At 40.1% G+C, this 19,062-nt stretch carries 19 protein-coding genes and 2 tRNA genes; 5 read left to right on the forward strand and 16 right to left on the reverse strand.

Going from position 1 to position 19,062, the window contains the following annotated elements; all coding sequences use genetic code 11:
* Positions 1–61: 61 nt before the first annotated feature.
* Positions 62–670 carry an SPOR domain-containing protein gene (locus AC1M85_RS14010; protein ID WP_179999966.1) on the forward strand — a complete coding sequence of 203 codons (609 nt, stop codon included), beginning with the start codon at positions 62–64 and terminating at the stop codon, positions 668–670.
* A 47-nt stretch (positions 671–717) separates the two neighbouring features.
* Here AC1M85_RS14010 and AC1M85_RS14015 read toward each other — a convergent pair whose 3' ends face one another.
* The 6 genes from AC1M85_RS14015 to AC1M85_RS14040 form a co-directional block, all read right to left on the reverse strand.
* Positions 718–1,329, reverse strand: a complete 612-nt coding sequence (locus AC1M85_RS14015) for an alpha/beta fold hydrolase (RefSeq protein WP_218947423.1) — start codon at positions 1,327–1,329, stop codon at positions 718–720.
* Position 1,330: 1 nt separating this feature from the next.
* Entirely contained in the window at positions 1,331–1,972 is a 642-nt protein-coding gene (locus AC1M85_RS14020; RefSeq protein WP_488213261.1) for a glutathione S-transferase family protein, read from the reverse strand.
* A gap of 136 nt (positions 1,973–2,108) precedes the next feature.
* Entirely contained in the window at positions 2,109–2,507 is a 399-nt protein-coding gene (locus AC1M85_RS14025) for an OsmC family protein (RefSeq protein ID WP_481592181.1), read from the reverse strand.
* Between the two features lie 22 nt (positions 2,508–2,529).
* Positions 2,530–3,480, reverse strand: coding sequence for a pirin family protein (locus AC1M85_RS14030; protein WP_092767912.1), 951 nt, complete (start codon positions 3,478–3,480; stop codon positions 2,530–2,532).
* A gap of 684 nt (positions 3,481–4,164) precedes the next feature.
* Positions 4,165–5,733, reverse strand: coding sequence for a glutamine-hydrolyzing GMP synthase (guaA, locus tag AC1M85_RS14035; RefSeq protein WP_481589363.1), 1,569 nt, complete (start codon positions 5,731–5,733; stop codon positions 4,165–4,167).
* Between the two features lie 233 nt (positions 5,734–5,966).
* The gene (locus AC1M85_RS14040) at positions 5,967–6,383 is read right to left on the reverse strand and encodes a DoxX family protein (protein ID WP_481596438.1); all 417 of its coding nucleotides are present in this window, start codon (positions 6,381–6,383) and stop codon (positions 5,967–5,969) included.
* Positions 6,384–6,581: 198 nt separating this feature from the next.
* Here AC1M85_RS14040 and AC1M85_RS14045 point away from each other — a divergent pair, with 198 nt between their 5' ends.
* Positions 6,582–7,229, forward strand: a complete 648-nt coding sequence (locus AC1M85_RS14045) for a DedA family protein (protein ID WP_035268957.1) — start codon at positions 6,582–6,584, stop codon at positions 7,227–7,229.
* A 75-nt stretch (positions 7,230–7,304) separates the two neighbouring features.
* On the opposite strand, the gene AC1M85_RS14050 is transcribed toward AC1M85_RS14045, so the two are convergent.
* From AC1M85_RS14050 to AC1M85_RS14070, 5 genes are all read right to left on the reverse strand, one after another.
* On the reverse strand, positions 7,305–7,895 hold the full coding sequence (locus AC1M85_RS14050) for a LysE family translocator (protein ID WP_481611093.1): 591 nt from the start codon (positions 7,893–7,895) through the stop codon (positions 7,305–7,307).
* A gap of 199 nt (positions 7,896–8,094) precedes the next feature.
* Complete coding sequence (locus tag AC1M85_RS14055) at positions 8,095–8,484, reverse strand: hypothetical protein (protein WP_373683364.1); 390 nt, start codon at positions 8,482–8,484, stop codon at positions 8,095–8,097.
* Positions 8,485–8,519: 35 nt separating this feature from the next.
* The gene (locus AC1M85_RS14060; RefSeq protein ID WP_488213887.1) at positions 8,520–9,356 is read right to left on the reverse strand and encodes a ParA family protein; all 837 of its coding nucleotides are present in this window, start codon (positions 9,354–9,356) and stop codon (positions 8,520–8,522) included.
* Between the two features lie 79 nt (positions 9,357–9,435).
* Entirely contained in the window at positions 9,436–9,828 is a 393-nt protein-coding gene (locus tag AC1M85_RS14065) for a SirB2 family protein (RefSeq protein WP_180028969.1), read from the reverse strand.
* Positions 9,829–9,854: 26 nt separating this feature from the next.
* Positions 9,855–10,163 carry a BolA family protein gene (locus tag AC1M85_RS14070; protein WP_035268950.1) on the reverse strand — a complete coding sequence of 103 codons (309 nt, stop codon included), beginning with the start codon at positions 10,161–10,163 and terminating at the stop codon, positions 9,855–9,857.
* Between the two features lie 227 nt (positions 10,164–10,390).
* Between AC1M85_RS14070 and AC1M85_RS14075 the strand changes: the two genes are divergently transcribed.
* From AC1M85_RS14075 to AC1M85_RS14085, 3 genes are all read left to right on the forward strand, one after another.
* Positions 10,391–10,463: transfer RNA gene (locus AC1M85_RS14075), tRNA-Gly, on the forward strand.
* 47 nt (positions 10,464–10,510) lie between these two features.
* A tRNA-Gly gene (locus tag AC1M85_RS14080) sits at positions 10,511–10,586 on the forward strand.
* Positions 10,587–10,857: 271 nt separating this feature from the next.
* Positions 10,858–12,228, forward strand: coding sequence for a phosphohexomutase domain-containing protein (locus AC1M85_RS14085; protein WP_488213262.1), 1,371 nt, complete (start codon positions 10,858–10,860; stop codon positions 12,226–12,228).
* Positions 12,229–12,268: 40 nt separating this feature from the next.
* Here AC1M85_RS14085 and galE read toward each other — a convergent pair whose 3' ends face one another.
* The 5 genes from galE to AC1M85_RS14110 are packed head-to-tail and all read right to left on the reverse strand — an operon-like array spanning position 12,269 to position 19,009.
* On the reverse strand, positions 12,269–13,288 hold the full coding sequence (gene galE, locus AC1M85_RS14090) for a UDP-glucose 4-epimerase GalE (protein ID WP_488213263.1): 1,020 nt from the start codon (positions 13,286–13,288) through the stop codon (positions 12,269–12,271).
* Positions 13,281–14,954 (reverse strand): glucose-6-phosphate isomerase, encoded by a 1,674-nt coding sequence (pgi, locus tag AC1M85_RS14095; RefSeq protein ID WP_488213264.1) that lies wholly within the window; start codon positions 14,952–14,954, stop codon positions 13,281–13,283. Before pgi ends, galE begins: the two co-directional genes overlap by 8 nt.
* The gene (locus tag AC1M85_RS14100; protein ID WP_488213265.1) at positions 14,954–16,210 is read right to left on the reverse strand and encodes a nucleotide sugar dehydrogenase; all 1,257 of its coding nucleotides are present in this window, start codon (positions 16,208–16,210) and stop codon (positions 14,954–14,956) included. The genes pgi and AC1M85_RS14100 overlap by 1 nt, the downstream gene beginning before the upstream one ends.
* A gap of 13 nt (positions 16,211–16,223) precedes the next feature.
* On the reverse strand, positions 16,224–17,102 hold the full coding sequence (gene galU, locus AC1M85_RS14105) for a UTP--glucose-1-phosphate uridylyltransferase GalU (protein ID WP_488213266.1): 879 nt from the start codon (positions 17,100–17,102) through the stop codon (positions 16,224–16,226).
* 32 nt (positions 17,103–17,134) lie between these two features.
* Positions 17,135–19,009 (reverse strand): polysaccharide biosynthesis protein, encoded by a 1,875-nt coding sequence (locus AC1M85_RS14110; RefSeq protein ID WP_488213267.1) that lies wholly within the window; start codon positions 19,007–19,009, stop codon positions 17,135–17,137.
* Between the last annotated feature and the right edge of the window lie 53 nt (positions 19,010–19,062).

Below are 19,062 nucleotides of genomic sequence, written 5' to 3' on the forward strand. Positions count from 1 at the left end.
ATTCCATGTGATGGTAATCCAATTTTCCATTGCATGATCTTAAAATAAGAGAGGTTTCCAAGTGTTTGGAAAAACGCAGCGTGGTGTATCAGAAAGACCTAACAAACCTAAACAACCATTAATACCAAAATGGTTAGGTATGCTTGTTCTGATTTTAATTGTACTGAGTTTTGCCGTAGCCTTAATGCTATGGAAACCGTGGGCGCCAGTCCAACCAAAAAGCAATGATATTCAATCTGAACATTATCAAGAAGATACGAATAAAGATTATCGCTTCTACGATTTATTGCCTCAACAACAAGTGACTCCAATCCCCGATCAAGCTGTACCTGAAAATCAGCAAGTGAACACCGCACCTGTCATCGTGGAAGCACCTGTGGTTACTGATGCTACAACAACCGAGGGTGAACTGATTGAAAATGCAGAACCTCAACCCGTGGCGAGTAGCTACCTTTTACAAGTCAGAAGTTATCCAGATCCAGACAGTGCTGATGCACGTCGTGCTGAAATTATTCTCAACGGCTTATCTGCAGATGTCATTAAAACCACAGAAGGCGGACAAACTTGGTATCGTGTTGTCTCTGGACCTTATGACTCTCAAGAAGCAGCTGTTATCGCTCAGCAAACCCTACAACACAGCGGTATTGATTCAATCGTTGTAAAACGATAATCATAAAAAAGGATGCGATTAGCATCCTTTTTTAGTCTAGAGCAAACCTAAAATTTTGCTAAGTAGCGTTGGATAAAAGAAATACACTCTGACGCATAAACTTTAGCTAAATCATGTTGTCCGTTCGGGATCACATTCAGCTCTGAATACTTAAAAGCGTGATTTAAATACTCACCTACTGCGACAGGACTAATGTCATCATCTCCGCCCCAGATTAATAGTACAGGACATTCAATTTCAGCAAGCCGTTCATCTAATTTGGTTTCATCATCAATAAACCAGTGCGGCACTTCATATTCATTTTGATATTCTGCACGCCAATCTTTAACATGAAATGGTGTTAAATCAACGCCACCTGACGTAGCGACCAACACCAAACCTTGAATCAATTTTGGATACCTCAACGCCGCTTGAACAGCAATGACCCCACCCATAGATTGAGCGATCAGAATACTTGGGCGCTGAAGATGATCAAATACATAATCTTGTAAATCTGACATTGAATTTACATGTGGATGATCAGGATATTCACCAAAACTGGGATAAGCAATGATGTGCGTGTCGTACTCAGATTCAAAATGTGATTGAACAGGTTTCCAAAATGCAGTACTGCCAGATGCTCCGGGCAGGAAGATTAATTTCACTGCCTGATCTGCCATCTTAATCACCCCCCTTGATGACCGCTCGCTGATAAGCAGATCTTTGTTTTATGCGTTTTACATACGCATGAATGTTCGGATATTTTCCATTTAAGCGCTCATCCATCGCGATTAAGGGAAAACTCATTTGGATATCTGCAAATGAAAACTGAGATATAAAAAATTCATGTTGCGCCAAATGCTGTTCTAAAAATTCAATATGTTCAGCGAGACGCGGTTGTATAAATCCATCAGTCACCCCATCAATAATTTTATTGGCTATTGGTCGAATCACAAAAGGTACTTTAGAAGGTACAAACGAGAGAACTAAGGTCATCACTAAAAGTGGCATTAATGAGCCTTCAGCGTAATGCATCCAATACTGATATTGTGTTAACTCCGGCTGTGACTGGGGTTTAAATTGATGCTGAGTATCATAGCGATCTGCCAGATAGTCTAAAATCACCGCCGATTCTGCGATCACTAAATTATCATCAGTAATCACTGGTGATTTCCCCAAAGGATGAACCTTCTTCAATTCTGGTGGAGCGGCGTAAGTTGGCAATCTTTTATAATGTTGAATTTGGTATTCAGCACCCAACTCTTCTAGCGCCCAAATAATTCTTGAAGAACGTGATTTTTCTAAATGATGTAATGTCAGCATAAGACCACCTAATTTTATCTATCTCTATATAGCCATTTTGAATAAAAAAAAGACATCCTGCTTTACACAAAATGTCTTCTTTTTAGCTATAAATTACAAAAATACAGAATGTTGATGCCTATTAAGTTGTCTATATTTAAACAATTGTTGTTTTAATTTCGACACTTCTGAGCAATGTTTTAGTGACGGGTGTTTTTTGGCACACATTTAAAATTTTTTCTTGTAGCGCTTCATCCAAGTTAGTTTTAAAACTTAAACGACGCTCAATCCATTCCTGCCCTTCTTTATTGGCTTTAAAATCTGCCTCGACACTGAATTCGCCCAAATCCAGTCCTTTATGCTCTGCATACATTCGTAATGTAATCATTGTGCAGGAAATTAATCCTGAACAAATAAAATCATACGGTGCAGGCCCACGATCTAAACCTTGGAATGATTCAGGTTTATCGGTGAGAAATGTGTGCTGACCAGATTGAATTTCACCTCCCCATTTTTCAGGTAGTGTGGTGACCTTTGCATTTGCGATCGTTGCCATTTTATTTTCCTTCTTTGTCTTATTATTTAGATGGACGCATGCTATCAGGCAATATCGGAGCTTTCAAACGCTCGCCTTGGTATGATGGAATTGACCCAAAACGTGGATCTTCTGCTATCCATTGATCACGTGCAATTTTGATTTCTTCTTGCGTACGTCCAACGAAATTCCACCATAATAAAATTGGTGACTCAAATGGCTCACCGCCCAAAAGCAGTACACGACTATTGTCATGGATTTCTACTTCCACATATTCTAGCCCTGGCTCTAAAATCACCATATTGTCTTCATCTAAATGATGACCATTAATAGTTGCTGTACCTTCAAGCGCCATAAATCCATATTCAAACTTTGGATTTAAAGGTAAACGTGCTTTTGTGGCTGCTTGCGCAAATAAATCAACACCCAAAAGCTCAGTATGTACTTTGACTGGTGATACTGTATTTAGATACTCACCGACCAATACCGTAAATTCGATACCTGACTGATTAACCACGGGTAATTCAGGATAGTGATTAAAAGCTGGATCGATGGTAAGTTTGTCATCAGGCAATGCAATCCAAAGTTGGGCAGCATGCATTTTTGTTTCATTCGCTGGCGCGACTTCAGTATGTGAAATACCTCGACCTGCTGTCATGAGGTTAACTTGCTTGGGCTGAATCAGCTGATCTGTTGTACCTAAGCTATCGCTATGCAACATGGTCCCTTCAATCATCCAAGTAAAGGTTTGTAGACCAATGTGTGGATGTGGTCCCACATCTAGACCTTGTCCAGCTTCAAATGTCACAGGACCTGCATGATCTAAGAAGCACCATGCGCCAATCATACGCTTATGGCGACTTGGTAAAGCGCGTTTGATCACTGTCCCTTGACCAATTTCTGCACGGCGCAGTGGAAATTCCTGAATAAATTGGTTGGCGTGCTTTTCACAGTCTTCTGAATGAGACAATTCGGTATAAGTATTATTGGTCATGTTGTTATCCTAAAAGTTTGGCAAATGGCTATCTTTGTTATAGATATTAACAAGGTCATGCAAATTGAACCACCTTAGACTTAATACGCTGAATACTATAGGTAGGACAATTAGAGTTTTGTATGTATTAAAAATAGAATACTTGCCCGCCCTTGATTTAATTGTTTTGGAAATAACTGCGATAAAGGATACTCATGCTCTAATGTATAAATAATTTTATCCAATCCAAATTGATCTGCTGTTAGATCAACTATATATCTACTTCTTACATTTAAAAGCCAAGCATGACTTTCTGTTTCCTTTATATTTTTTCCTAAAATATATTGAAATTCACCTTATCCTTTAGATTCTAAGTAAGTAGCAATCAAATGGCTTGCATTGGCACAACAAGAGTTTGGGAAATTTCTTAAAACAACGTTATTTGGGCTAATGACTTCCTATGCTTTACGTATTTTGACTAATTCTTCAAACATAGCATTCTTCTAAATTAAATTTTAAATAATAAATAGAAAGGACGCCTAAGCGTCCTTTTTTATTGGGGTATGTCTTGATTCAGATACTGCCGCTCACGCAGCGCTTGAGGTAATTCAAGCGGACAGCCATGCTGTCCGAAATCCCTCACTGCCGCGAGCATAGCTCTTGGCGTAATTTAGGCAAGAAACGTTGTTTCTTGAAAGCCCTAAATTACTCCCATTCAATCGTAGCTGGTGGTTTAGACGATACGTCATAAACAACACGTGAAACTTCTGCAATCTCGTTCATGATACGAGTAGAGATTTTATCAACAAGATCATAAGGGAGATGTGCGAAACGAGCCGTCATAAAGTCAACCGTTTCAACCGCACGAAGTGCAATCACCCATGCATAACGACGACCATCACCGACTACACCCACAGATTTTACTGGTTGGAATACAGCGAATGCTTGTGCAGTTTTGTCATACCAACCACTTGCACGAAGTTCTTGCATGAAGATGTCATCGGCTAAACGAAGAATGTCAGCATACTCTTTCTTCACTTCACCCAAGATACGAACACCAAGACCTGGTCCTGGGAATGGATGACGATAAAGCATCTCAAATGGAAGACCTAAAGTCGTACCCAAACGGCGTACTTCATCTTTAAATAAATCACGAATTGGCTCAACCAATTCAAAAGCGAGATCTTCCGGTAAACCACCCACATTATGGTGTGATTTAATCACATGTGCTTTACCTTGTTTGCTTGCAGCAGATTCAATCACATCAGGATAAATCGTACCTTGCGCAAGGAAGTTTACGCCATCAAGCTTACGTGCTTCTTCAGCAAATACTTCGATGAACTCACGACCAATGATTTTACGTTTTGCTTCAGGATCAACTTCACCTGCCAAAGCGTCAAGGAAACGTTGTTCAGCATCAGCACGAATCACACGGATACCCATGTTTTTCGCAAACATTTCCATCACTTGATCCCCTTCATTTAAACGAAGAAGACCATTATCAACGAATACACATGTCAACTGGTCGCCAATTGCTTTGTGAAGCAATGCAGCCACAACAGATGAATCTACACCGCCTGAAAGACCAAGAAGAACCTTCTGATCACCAATCTGTTCACGTAATTGTTCAACGCGCAAATCAATGATGTTTTCAGAATTCCATAGGCTACGGCAACCACAGATCTTTTGTACAAAGTTCTCAAGTAACTCTTTACCTTTAGCAGTATGTGTTACTTCAGGGTGGAACTGGATACCGTAGAAACGACGAGCTTCGTCAGACACCATTGCCACTGGGCAGCTTGGTGTACTTGCAGTAATTTGGAAACCTTCTGGAATTTGAGTCACTTTATCGCCATGACTCATCCATACTTTCAATTTGTCTGCTGAATCTTCAAGATCGCCAATTAAAGCATCACGTACCTTAATATCGACTTCAGCATAGCCAAACTCATGAACTGTACCCGGTTCAACTTTACCGCCCAACTGAGCAGACATCGTTTGTAAACCGTAACAGATACCCAATACTGGTACGCCTAAGTTAAACACAACTTCTGGCGCACGTGGGCTGCCTTCAACGTGAACACTCTCAGGACCACCTGAAAGAATAATCCCTTTTGGATTAAATGCGCGGATGTCCTCTTCCGACATATCAAAAGCATACATTTCAGAATATACGCCTGATTCACGTACACGACGTGCGATCAATTGGCTATATTGAGAGCCGAAATCCAAAATCAGGATACGATCTTCGGTAATTTGAGTATTGGTAGTCATGATAACAACTATGAAAGGCTAACGAAGGATTAGCGCGCTATTCTATCATTTTTATTAAGCTTACGCACACTATTCAAATCTCTCTATATTTCAATATATTATTATTAAATATTGTCTTTTTATTCAACAATTTCAGTCGATTGCTCTGATCATATAAGCCTTGGAGTTACATTCAGATCACGATGCAGCAGGCGAATAATTCTGTCATTTCACCTGCATTGCCTATTTGTCATTTATTTTTCAAAAAGCTGATCAACACTCCATTGACCTGCACCATGCAATACGAGGAAGACTAGACCACCCGCCATAGCAAAGTTTTTCATGAAATGTATCGAATCTTCAGGCGTACCATGAAAAATAAATGCGGTAACTAAACTGAAACCAGCTAAAGCTGCTGCGAATAATCGTGCTTGCACCCCAAACAACAGTGCTAAGCCTCCACCCAGTTCAACCAAAATGGTTATTGGCAATAATGTACCTGGCACACCCATCGCTTCCATATATCCAACTGTCGCGCTATAACCTGCGAGTTTGCCCCATCCCGCCACAATAAAGATATATGCTAAAAGGACACGTGCGACGAGGGTTAAAGTTGCATGCACTGTGGGTTGAGCAACAATTTTTTGAATAACTTGATTTGGATTAAACATTGGGCTGACCTATCTATGTTTTGTTTTTGGTAATGACTCTAGATTAGTAGCTTTTATTTTTAGGATATATAATCAATATAAAGAATCAGCGTTGCATAATCAGAACAATCATTCACCTATAATTTAAACCAATTGACTACTGACATCAGCGCCGTTGGCTGTTAGCATTTGAACACATTTTTGCTCAGTTCACCCCTCATGGATTTAATCGATTTTATTCTGCATGTAGATGATCATCTACTTGAATTTATTACCAATTATGGCATTTGGATTTACGGAATTTTATTCCTGATTATTTTCGTAGAAACGGGCTTGGTGGTCATGCCTTTTCTACCCGGGGACAGTTTACTGTTTGCAGCAGGTGCTTTAGCAGCCTCAACAGGTGCAATGGATCCGTGGCTTTTGGGCGTGTTGTTATTCACTGCGGCAGTATTGGGTGATACCTTAAATTATCATATTGGAAAATATATCGGACCACGTGTTTTTGAAATTGAATCTCGATTTATCAATAAAAAACATTTGGTTTATACGCAAAAATTCTTCGAAAAACACGGTGGTAAAACCATTATTTTTGCGCGTTTTGTTCCTTTCGCGCGTACATTTGCACCCTTTGTCGCTGGTGCAGGAAGCATGAATTATAAATACTTCATTACTTATAATGTCGTTGGTGCTTTCTTGTGGATTTCTTCGTTTATCACTTTGGGTTATTTGTTCGGTAATATGCCGATCGTGAAAGATAATTTCACCCATTTAATTTTCGGAATCATTATTCTGAGCGTATTGCCGGGGATCATTGGCTTTATTCGCCACAAGTTTTTCCCAAAGAAAAATCCCGAAATGATGTAATGATCTTAGACGTCAAAAAAAGCAGATTCCCCACCAAGAATCTGCTTTTTTTATCACTACAAAATATTGAATGGCTTAGAAAAATCCAATAATGACAGGTAACATACTGAGCATAAGTAACATGGCAGAACCTTTGTATAAGCGATCTGCGCTGACCACCGTCTGATTCCCTGCCAAGACTTTACGACCAAAATACATCCAAAATAAAGCACATGGAATTAAACATAAGGTGAATACACCCAAAACTAAAAAATAGTTTTGAAAAGAATCCCAAGTCCATGCTGGAAAAATACCAACTGCAAACAAAATAGATTTTGGATTTTTCAGTGTCGATTTAAAAAGATGACTGCGACTCATTCGAACGTTTTTTTGGCTCAATTGCTTAAGGTGTGAAGCTTTCCATAAATGAAAAGCCATCCAAATCACATAAACTGCACTCACCAAATGTAAGATATGAATCAGCATTGGCCAAATTGGTAGGGTTAAATGCACCAACAGTGCCCAAATGCTAATGCCGTAGATATAACCCAGTAACTCAAGAGGTACGAAATAGAATGCTTTTAATACACCATGGTGATGTGCTGCGCTAGCCAATAATGCATTGGTTGGACCGGGAATAAGTAATACCGCGAACACTGCAAAAATATAAAGCCAACTTTCTACCATAGATTAAAATCAGAGATTTAGAGGAGGCACACCTTAAACGAAAAACGAATTTAAAGACAAGTTTTTAAAGTGAAGAAATGATGAATGTCACGTCTATTTTCAGTTAATAATTTTATAAAATATTCATTTTAATAAATTTACATTGAAACATTTTGCTAAAAAAAAGCTGCTCAAGCTCAGATTGAACAGCCCTTTTAAATTAGTGAGCTTGCTGTTGACGCTTAGGAACATAAGGACAATTTTTAAATGTTGCCGCTTGTGAGATCGCATCTTGCTCACCATATAATCGCGACAATTCAGTATTTTTAGTATTCGATGACTGTCCCATATTGACGGAAACTGAAGGACCAAAGCCCCAACCGCCACGGCCCCAGCCACCACCAACACCTAGACCAACGCCAACACCTGTACGTTTAGGCGGTTGTACACCATTATTGATGTATTGTTGAATACGATTGAATTCAGCACCAAGTTGTACACAGTTCAATGCTTGATATTGCGTCGGGGAAACATAACTCGGTTTAACCGTCGTCGCACAAGCAGTCATCAATACAGCAACCGTACCGACTGCACCAAGTTGCATGACCATTTTCATCGCGCGTGAGTTCATACTCTTCTCAAATCTTATTTATTCTCGATTTCATTGAACAATGATTGGTAGGCCTGCGTCAATTTATGATCTGTATTTAAATAGATTAACGGCATATTTTTATGATGAGACTCTTTCATCAATACCGACGGTGGCAACATCGCATTGAGCACAGGTAGTTGCTCATCTCTGAGCTGCTGTACCACTTCACGAGGAAGTTTTGCTTGCGCTTGAAACTGGTTAACGACGATACCTTCAATTTCCAAGCGATCATTATGATCATCTTGGGTTTCCATGATGTTTTCGATCAACGTGTTTAAAGCACGCTTAGAAAAGACATCACAATCAAATGGAATCAACACTCGGTCTGCTGCAATTAATGCCGACAAAGTAAAAAAATTAAATGCAGGCGGTGTATCGATATAGATCCGATCATAAGTCCCTGCTAGATGCTGAATCGCATCACGCAGCTTATAAATTTTATGTTTGGATTCGAGGCTATGCTCTAAAGCACTAAGCGAGGGACTTGCAGGCAAAACATCGAGAGATGGGAATGGTGACTGATGTATATAGGCTTCTAAGCCTTTATTTTTATTTTTGAGTAAATTTCCAATGGCTTGACCAATCAAACCTTTGCTCGACTGATTCGCCAATACATCTTCGAAAAAATTTTCAATATTGGGTTCTAGTGCAGGTTTATCGGCATTATAAGTCGCATCATCCCCCAATAGATACTGACTGGAATTGGCCTGAGGATCGAGGTCAATGACAAGTGTCTTAAAACCCTGATGTGCACTCAGTGCAGCCAAGTTTACTGTAATACTGGATTTACCAACGCCACCTTTTTGATTAAACACCACACGTGTACGCATCATTCCCTCTAGGCTCAATTCATTCTATGAATCAAGTTTAACCTAGAGGGGTGAGAGCCTAAGCGATTGTGTCTAACAATTAACCGAAAGTTGGCTTAATCATCACAATGCCAATAATGGCCATAAATGCGACACAACTAATCAGTACCCCCGCACGACGTTGAATTAACAGTACAGACGCATCTTGGCGGTATGCTTTAATTAATGAAGATAACATTACGATCACTAAGACCACTTTGGCATAGAACCAAGGCTGAACTTGAAAATTATTCAAAAACAATAAAATCAAGCCTGTCCCAATGACCAAAGTAAATGCCAAATGTTGAAGCGCAACATAAGCCTTACGTCCTTTCGGATTGGGTTGTTGATTTTCGACGCCAAAATATAAGGTTGTCGCACGTGCTAATACAGCAATGATCAACAAGAGCAAACTCGACATATGCACGATTTTAATGACTAAGTGTGTATCCATTTCAGCCACTCTCCTACTTTTAAAATTTAAGCTTTCGGTGCATGTGCACATTCAGGACTATTTGGCGCTTGACCAGTCCATTCAGTTGGCACATAAGCATGAATCGCCAAAGCATGAATCTTTCCTGGACTCAATAGGTCACCCGCCAGTGCATATACTTTTTGATGGCGTTGTACTAAACGTAAGCCTTGAAACACTTCACTTACAACAGTGACTTTAAAATGCGATTCTTTACCAGGGAAATAGCCACCATGACCTGATGACTCATTCACCACGTCCAAGTGCACAGGAGACAATTGTTGTAAACGTTCAATTAATTGTTGCTCTAAAGTCATGCTTACATTCCACACGCATTCATTGGTTGCCAGCAGTATACCGTGAAGTTTTAGAATAAAAAGTAAATAAAACACACCGCCATTGGAGAGTTACGCTTTAATCTTGAGCTTAAGACCTATCAAAAATTAAGCGAAATACATTGAAATGCTTTAATTTTATTCAATCACACGATATTTTTTTATAAAGTTGTTGACCCTGATTTTTCATGCTGTATTATACACGGCATGCGGGAATAGCTCAGTTGGTAGAGCATAACCTTGCCAAGGTTGGGGTCGGGAGTTCGAGTCTCCTTTCCCGCTCAAAATTTTTTCATTCAGTTTTTTCACTTAAAAAATTGATAGACTCCGCGGGAATAGCTCAGTTGGTAGAGCATAACCTTGCCAAGGTTGGGGTCGGGAGTTCGAGTCTCCTTTCCCGCTCCAGATTCAAAAAAGCCCTGATCAATATCAGGGCTTTTTTATTATTAAATTTTTATAAATTCAATTTTTTACATCCAATAAAGTTTCACTACATTTTTTCCAAAAAAAATTCATCCACTTATGAGCGCTGCTTGATTTACAACCAACAATAAGCATCATAACGTAAATTAATTTACTGAATTTAATTGTAATTTTTCATCTCAACCCATGCCGTACTTACATAAAATCGCTATAATTTTCATCATCAATTTGCTCAATAGATTAGAACCTTAACATGGAAAAATTAACCTGTTTCAAAGCCTATGATATCCGCGGAAAATTGGGCACAGAACTCAATGAAGATATCGCATACCGTGTTGGACGTGCTTATGGCGAAATTTATCAACCTCAAAAAGTAGTGGTTGGATGTGATGTTCGCTTAACCAGTGAAGACCTAAAACAAGCTACCATTCGTGGTCTAAATGATGCCGGCATTGATGTTTTAGATTTAGGTATGACGGGGACTGAGGAAGTTTATTTCGGTGCATTCCATCTTGATGTGCAAGGCGGGATCGAAATAACAGCCAGCCATAACCCGATGGACTATAACGGCATGAAGCTTGTACGTGAAAATGCTCGTCCGATTGGTGCAGACTCGGGTTTAAAAGATATCCAACTTCTTGCTGAAAAAAATCAGTTCAAAGCAGTCGAAATCAAAGGTACAACTCAGCATTATAATATCTTGCCTGAATTTATTGATCATTTGATGACCTATATTGACCCTGCTAAAATCAAACCACTAAAACTCGTGGTCAATGCGGGGAATGGTGCAGCAGGTCATGTGATCGATGCGATCGAAGAAAAATTTAAAACCCTGAATATTCCAGTAGAATTTATCAAAATTCATCATGAAGCGGATGGCAACTTTCCAAATGGTATTCCCAACCCCATCTTAGTTGAAAACCGTGCAAGCACCTCCGATGCTGTACTTCAACATCAGGCTGACATGGGCATCGCGTGGGATGGTGACTTTGACCGTTGTTTCCTTTTTGATGAAAAAGGTCAATTCATTGAGGGGTATTACATTGTCGGTCTCTTAGCACAAGCATTTTTACTGAAACAAAAAGGCGAAAAAATTGTGCATGATCCGCGTTTGGTGTGGAATACCTTCGATATCGTTGAACAATATCAAGGCGAAGCTGTGCAATCGAAATCAGGCCATTCTTTCATTAAAGATAAAATGCGTGAACACAATGCAGTGTATGGCGGTGAAATGTCAGCACACCACTACTTCCGTGATTTTGCCTATTGTGACAGTGGCATGATTCCATGGTTATTAGCAATCTCAGTTGTCTCTGAAACAGCAAAACCACTCTCTGCTCTGGTTGAGGAAATGATTGAAAAATTCCCATGTTCTGGCGAGATTAACTTTAAAGTTGCGGATACAAAAGAAACCATTCAAAACATCTTTGATCATTTTGCTGACCAAAAACCCAAAATTGATGAAACGGATGGCGTCAGTTTAGATTTTGGTGCTTGGCGTTTAAATGTACGTGCTTCAAATACAGAGCCTTTACTCCGTTTAAATATTGAAAGCCGTAAAGACAAAAATCCGAAGCCGATGCAAGCTTATGTCGATGAGCTCACTCAACTCATTCAAGCTTAAAACCGCATAAAAAAATGGAGCGATTCAAACGCTCCATTTTTTATTCACGATAACCGTTTGGATTTTGTTTTTGCCAATTCCAGCTATCTGCCAACATATCTTCAAGCTTATATTGTGCAGACCAGCCCAGCTCGTTAAATGCTCGTGAACTATCTGCATAAAAGCAAGGTAAATCCCCTGCTCTTTTCTCTACAAACTCGTATGGAATTTTAACCCCATTCACTGCCTCAAAAGTTTTAACTACTTCTAAAACAGAAACTGGCACACCTGTACCAATATTCCATGCTCGACATCCTTGAGCATTTAATCGATTTTCTATCGCTAGCACATGCGCTTTGGCCAAATCGACCACATGAATAAAATCGCGTTCACATGTACCATCAGCAGTCGGATAATCTGAACCAAAAATCGAAAGTTTGTCACGACGCCCGACTGCAACCTGTGTAACAAAAGGCATTAAATTATTCGGAATCCCTTGCGGATCTTCCCCAATTTGACCACTCTTATGTGCGCCAACAGGATTAAAATAACGCAGTAAAGCAATTGACCAAAGTGGATTGGCTCGTGCTGTCTTTACTAACAGTTGCTCCACCACTATTTTGGTATAGCCATAATTATTATTGGGCATACTTAGCGGCATATTTTCCTGATACGGTGATGGATTTGTCTCACCATAAACCGTTGCAGAAGAACTAAACACCAAATTAAAGACTTGGGCACGCTCCATCGCTTGAAACAGACTAATCGAACCAGAAATATTATTCTCAAAATACTTCAATGGGATTTGCTGACTTTCCCCAACCGCTTTTAAACCAGCAAAATGAATCACGGCATTAATCTGATGATCTTGGAAAATTTGATCCAAAATCGCTTGATCAAGAATATCACCCTGGACAAAATCTAAAAATTTAGACGTTAAAGCTTGAACGCGATTTAAAGATTCTGGTGAGCTATTGGACAAGTTATCCAATACGACAACCTCGTGCCCTGCATTGAGCAATTCAACACAGGTATGCGAACCAATATAACCAGCACCACCCGTCACTAATACTTTAGGCATTGTCTTTTCCCATCAATATTTGTATTAAACCTTGTGTCGACGCATCAAGCTTGGACAAATCACTTTGTTCACCATTTAGAATCGGCAAGAGTTGATTGGCAATTTCTTTACCCTTTTCAACCCCCCATTGGTCAAAAGGATTAATATTCCAAATGACAGATTGCACAAATACTTTATGCTCATACAAAGCAATCAACATACCCAAACTATAAGGATTGAGCTCATCCATCAATATCGTCGTGCTGGGCTGATTACCTTCATATTGTTTATAGAGCGGTAAACCCTCAAGCTCTTGAGGATTTAAAGCATCATTCCCAAAGGCTAATAATCGTGACTGCGCCAAACAATTGGATAATGCGAGATAATGCTGTTGCTTAAGCGCCTCAGCATTATCCACATAGGTATATTGGTCACCATTATAACGTTTGATGGGTGCTATAAAATCACTGCTGACCGCTTGTGTACCCTGATGCAGTAACTGATAAAAAGCATGTTGCGCATTGGGGCCGACTTCACCCCATACAATCGGGCAGGTATCTAACGTAGTCTTCTCACCATTGCGTTGTACAGATTTACCATTGGACTCCATTTCCAATTGTTGCAAATACGCAGCAAAATATTTAAGTCGTCCATCGTAGGGTAAAACTGCATGGGTTTTCGTTGCTAGAAAGTTACTATTCCACACTCCTAGCAATCCCATCAACACCGGAATATTATGTGAAAAGGCGGTGCTTTGAAAATGTTGGTCAATCGCATAGGCCCCTGCGAGCAGTTGCTTGAACCCCTCTACGCCAATACTTAATGCGATTGGTAATCCAATACATGACCACAGTGAATAACGACCACCCACCCAATCCCAAAGCAACAGCTGGTTTTCAGGGGAAATTCCCCATTCGGTCATTTTCTCAGGCTTGGTTGACACCCCAATAAAATGGTGTTTTAGAATAGCAAGCTCTTCACCCAATGCTTTTTCGAGCCACAAGCGCGCCGTTTGCGCATTGGATAAAGTATCAATGGTGCCAAATGACTTGGAAGAAATAATAAACAGCGTGGTTTCAGGACGCAGTTTATGCAGCAAGTCAGACAACTGACTTCCATCCATAGTCGATACAAAATGCACATTCAATGGCTTTTGAGTGGTTTGTTTAAAATCCGAGAGCGCATGGCTGACCATCAATGGACCTAGGTCTGATCCACCCACCCCAATATTGACAACATCTTGAATCACTTCACCTGATGCACCACGATACTGCCCCATATGTATCTTCTCAACCAAAGCATACATACGATCAAGTTGCAGATGCACTTGATTGGCGATCTGTGAATGCTCAGCATGATCTTGCGGCAAACGTAATGCCCAATGCATGGCTGCTCGACTTTCTGTGTAGTTGATTCGCTCTTCAGAAAATAAGCGCTTAATCCAACCCGATAAGTCACAGCTTTGAGCTAGATTGACCAAGGCATCCAGCACAGATCGATCAACACGCTGCTTACTATAATCAAAAATGAGTGGCTCGAAATGAATCGCACAATTTTGAAAGCGATTAGAATCTTGCTGAAAAAAATCACGTAAATGTTGACGTGCAATTTGTTTTTTTAAAAGCTCGAGATTAGAAAGCGCTTGTTCAACAGCGACTGAATTACATTCCTGATTTGGCTGTTCCATTAACGCCCTACTCCTTTATAAGCAAAGCCCTGCGACTTCACATATTCGGGATTTAAAATATTACGACCATCTAAAATTAAAGCATGTTGCATGGTTTTCTTAAGGATTTGATAGTTTGGACACCAATACTGTTTCCACGCGGTGAGGATACAAAGTGCATGCGCATCATCCGCTGCTTCATATTGATCTTGGCAATAAATTAAATCATCGCGCTGACCATATACCTTTTCAATTTCGCTCAAGGCTTGTGGATCATGAAGTTTCACGATCACCCCTTGTGCCCATAAAGCTTTTAACATGGCATGAATCGGGGATTGTTGAATACGAGCCGTATTTTCTTTAAAAGAAGCCCCCCAAACCGCCACGACTCTGTCTTTCAGATCCCCCTGAAAATGATTCCATAATTTTCGAAAGAGGATTTCCTTTTGCTGTTCGTTAATTTCCCAGACTTGTGCTAAAAGTTGACTTTTGGTTCCAGTACCAGAAACAGTACTGGCCAATGTCTGTACATCATGCGAGAAATTTTCCCCACCAAACCCTGCACCTGGATATAAATAAGAAGGACCAATACGACTATCTGCCGCTAAGCCTTGGCGTACATGCTCGATATCGATACCTAATTTCTCGGCAACAACAGCTAAATCATTGATATAACTGATTCTGGTCGCCAGCATGCCAGATACGCTTAACTTGGTAAATTCCGCATCTAACACTGGCATAAATAGATATTGTTGCTCACGTGGAAAGAGCGGTCGCAATAACTCTTGTAATACACGTTTAGCACGATCACTTTCACAACCAACAACCAGTTGTGATGTTTGCGTCAGGCTACGTAATGCATTTCCTTCTTGAATCACATCTGGTACATAGACCCAATCATCTTCAGGCAACAGTTCAGCAAATTTTTGAGTTCCATGTAAACCCAATGTGGATGCATTAATCATTAATTTAGGATGACTGATTGTGCGTTGTTTGAGGGCTTTGAGTATTTCAATGCCTTGCAATTGCTCAGTCGGATTAAAACTAAAAAAATAGGCATCCACATCAAGGGGAATCGCTGCAAATGTGCAGTATTTTATTGCACCAGTCTGATGTAATTTTTCAAGCAAGTCTTGTACAGATTGATCCTGAGCATATACCTGTTCCGATGCTGGTTTTTTTAAAAGATCACACCAGAAGACTTGATGACCATATTCAGCTAACAATGCTGCCATAACCCCTGCATACAAGGTCTGACCAAATACTGCAATATTCATAGTGATACTCGTTTTAAAGTTTTAAGTCTTTAATCATGACTTTAAAAGCTTCACCTAAACTTGGGTGATCCATACCGTAATGCAATACCGCTTTTAAATAACCAAACTTGCTTCCACAGTCAAAGGTTTGACCTTTCATACGATAGGCTTCTACCACGTCTGTTTGTTGAAGCATCGCGATCGCATCGGTGAGTTGGATTTCATTGCCCGCACCTTTGGGTGTTTGCTCAAGCAATTGCATGATTTTCGCAGGCAAAATATAACGTCCTACCACAGATAAGTTCGATGGTGCTGTACCCACTGCAGGTTTTTCTACAATCCCTTGCATTTGGATACTTTGCCCCTCAAGCGGTGACTCCGCAACATCCACAATCCCATATTGATCGACCATCTGGTCAGGGACAGCTTCAACCATAATTTGTGATGCTTTTGATTCGTTATAACGCTGAATCATCAAACTCAAGTCATTGGTTTCAGCTGTATCTTTTACTAACACATCAGGGAGTAGCACTGCAAAATCATCATTACCTACCACATCTTTTGCACAGAGCACAGCATGCCCTAAACCTAAAGGCTGTGGCTGACGCACACTGATCACACTCACATGCGCGGGCAAAATTTCGGTAATTTCTTTCAATAAATCAAATTTCTTTTTTTGTTCTAAGGTCGTTTCCAGCTCAAAACTACGGTCGAAGTAGTTTTCAATGGATGCTTTTGAAGAATGTGTGACTAAAATAATTTGTTCAATACCCGCAGCAATTGCTTCTTTGACTACATATTCAATTGCAGGGCGGTCAACTACAGTGACCATTTCCTTAGGAATCGATTTGCTCGCAGGTAAAAAACGTGTACCAAGACCTGCGACAGGAAGAATCGCTTTTTTGATCGACATATTTAAAGCTCTACAAATTTTAATTTACTTAATTAGTTAACGCGAATTTCAGCACCGCGTTGATATCCATCTACATAGTATTCTAGTTGAGTTAACACCCAATCAACATCTTCATGTGTTGCAGTTAAATCATAGAAACGGTCAAATACAGGTAAAATTTCATCCAAAGGATACGATTTTTCAAACGATCTTAGGATCCTACTATGCTCGGTAATCTGTGTATCCTCTTGATCGATTAGCAATTCCTCATATAACTTTTCACCCGGACGTAAACCTGAATATTGAATCACAATATCACCTGTTTGTGATCCTTCTTCACGGACGGTTAATCCACTGAGTGAAATCATTTGTCGCGCCAAATCTTGAATACGGACTGGCTCTCCCATATCCAACAAGAATACATCTCCCCCCTCACCTAAAGCACCGGCTTGAATCACCAACTGAGAAGCTTCTGGAATGGTCATAAAGTATCGCGTAACATCAGGATGCGTTACTGTAATTGGACCACCCTTCGCAATCTGTTGCTTGAAAAGCGGAACCACTGAACCTGATGAGCCCAGCACATTGCCAAAACGCACAATACTCACCTGAGTATGATCTTGAGCTGCTGCCATCGCTTGACAATAGAGCTCCGCCATACGTTTGGTAGCCCCCATCACATTAGTAGGACGAACCGCTTTATCCGTTGAAATCAGGACAAATGTTTCCACTTGATTGCGTACAGCAGCATTTAAACTAAAGGCTGTACCGACTGCATTATTTTTCACACCCGCAATCGGGTTACATTCCACCAAAGGGACATGTTTATAAGCCGCTGCATGATAAACGGTTTGTACTTGATATTGTGCGATGACACGCTCGAGCTTCTGCTGATCCAATACCGTGCCTAAGATCGGAATAATGGTTAACTCTGTTTTTTGGCGTAATTCTTTGTCGATACTATACAGTGCAAACTCTGTCAGTTCATATAACACCAACAGCTTAGGTTGGTTTTTGATAATTTGACGACATAGTTCAGACCCAATCGATCCACCCGCACCAGTGACCATTACAATTTTATTGGTGATATTTTTTGAGAGTAAATGGGCTACAGGAGGCACAGGATCGCGACCGAGCAAGTCGATAATATCGACTTCTTGAATATCCGATAGTCGTATTTCACCATCAACCAGTTTTGTTAAGCCTGGAATCTCGGTAATTTTTAAATGTGCGGGTTCTAAATTTTTTATAATTTCGGTTTTACGTTGACGACCCACCGAAGGCAACGCAATCAAAATTTCATTGACTTGATGCTTGTTCAGCACTTTTTGTGCATCCGCTGCATGATAGACTTTTAATCCACCAATATTCTTCGCAGCAAGTGTAATATCATCATCTAAAAATAGGACAGGTAAATGTTCATCAGAATTGTTCAGCATAGCTGCGACTTGTTGACCTGCAAAACCAGCCCCATAAATGGCAATTCTTTTACGCGGAATATCTGCATGTAATACATATTTGACTAGGGCCCTAATGATCCCTCGACTGAGCCAAATCCATGCAAACATCATAAATCCAAACATCAACGGAATTGAGGTTGGAATAAATGCATGAGTAAAATAAGCTAAAGCGTAAAGCGCCAAAACAGTGAGTGTAGTCGCTAAACCTAACTGGAAAATGAAGGCCTCATTAAAGGCTCTTACAATAAAGCTGTAGATCCGTGCTAAACCTAGTGCGCAGACTGCAATAAACGACACCCAAAGAGATCCAAAAGCCAGATTCGGCACAACTTCGACGCCTAAATCAAATTGGCGAATGGCATAACACAGCCAAATCAGAATTGGAAAAATAAACAAATCTAAAGCCACTAAAAATATTTGTTTTAATGCTCTAGAACTCGCTGCTAAGCTTATAATTAAATTTTTCACATAGACCTTCTTTCATATTGATCGTCATGCATTAATTGATGAATGATTTGAAT

Source organism: Acinetobacter sp. 24-47-64 (genome assembly GCF_057737055.1).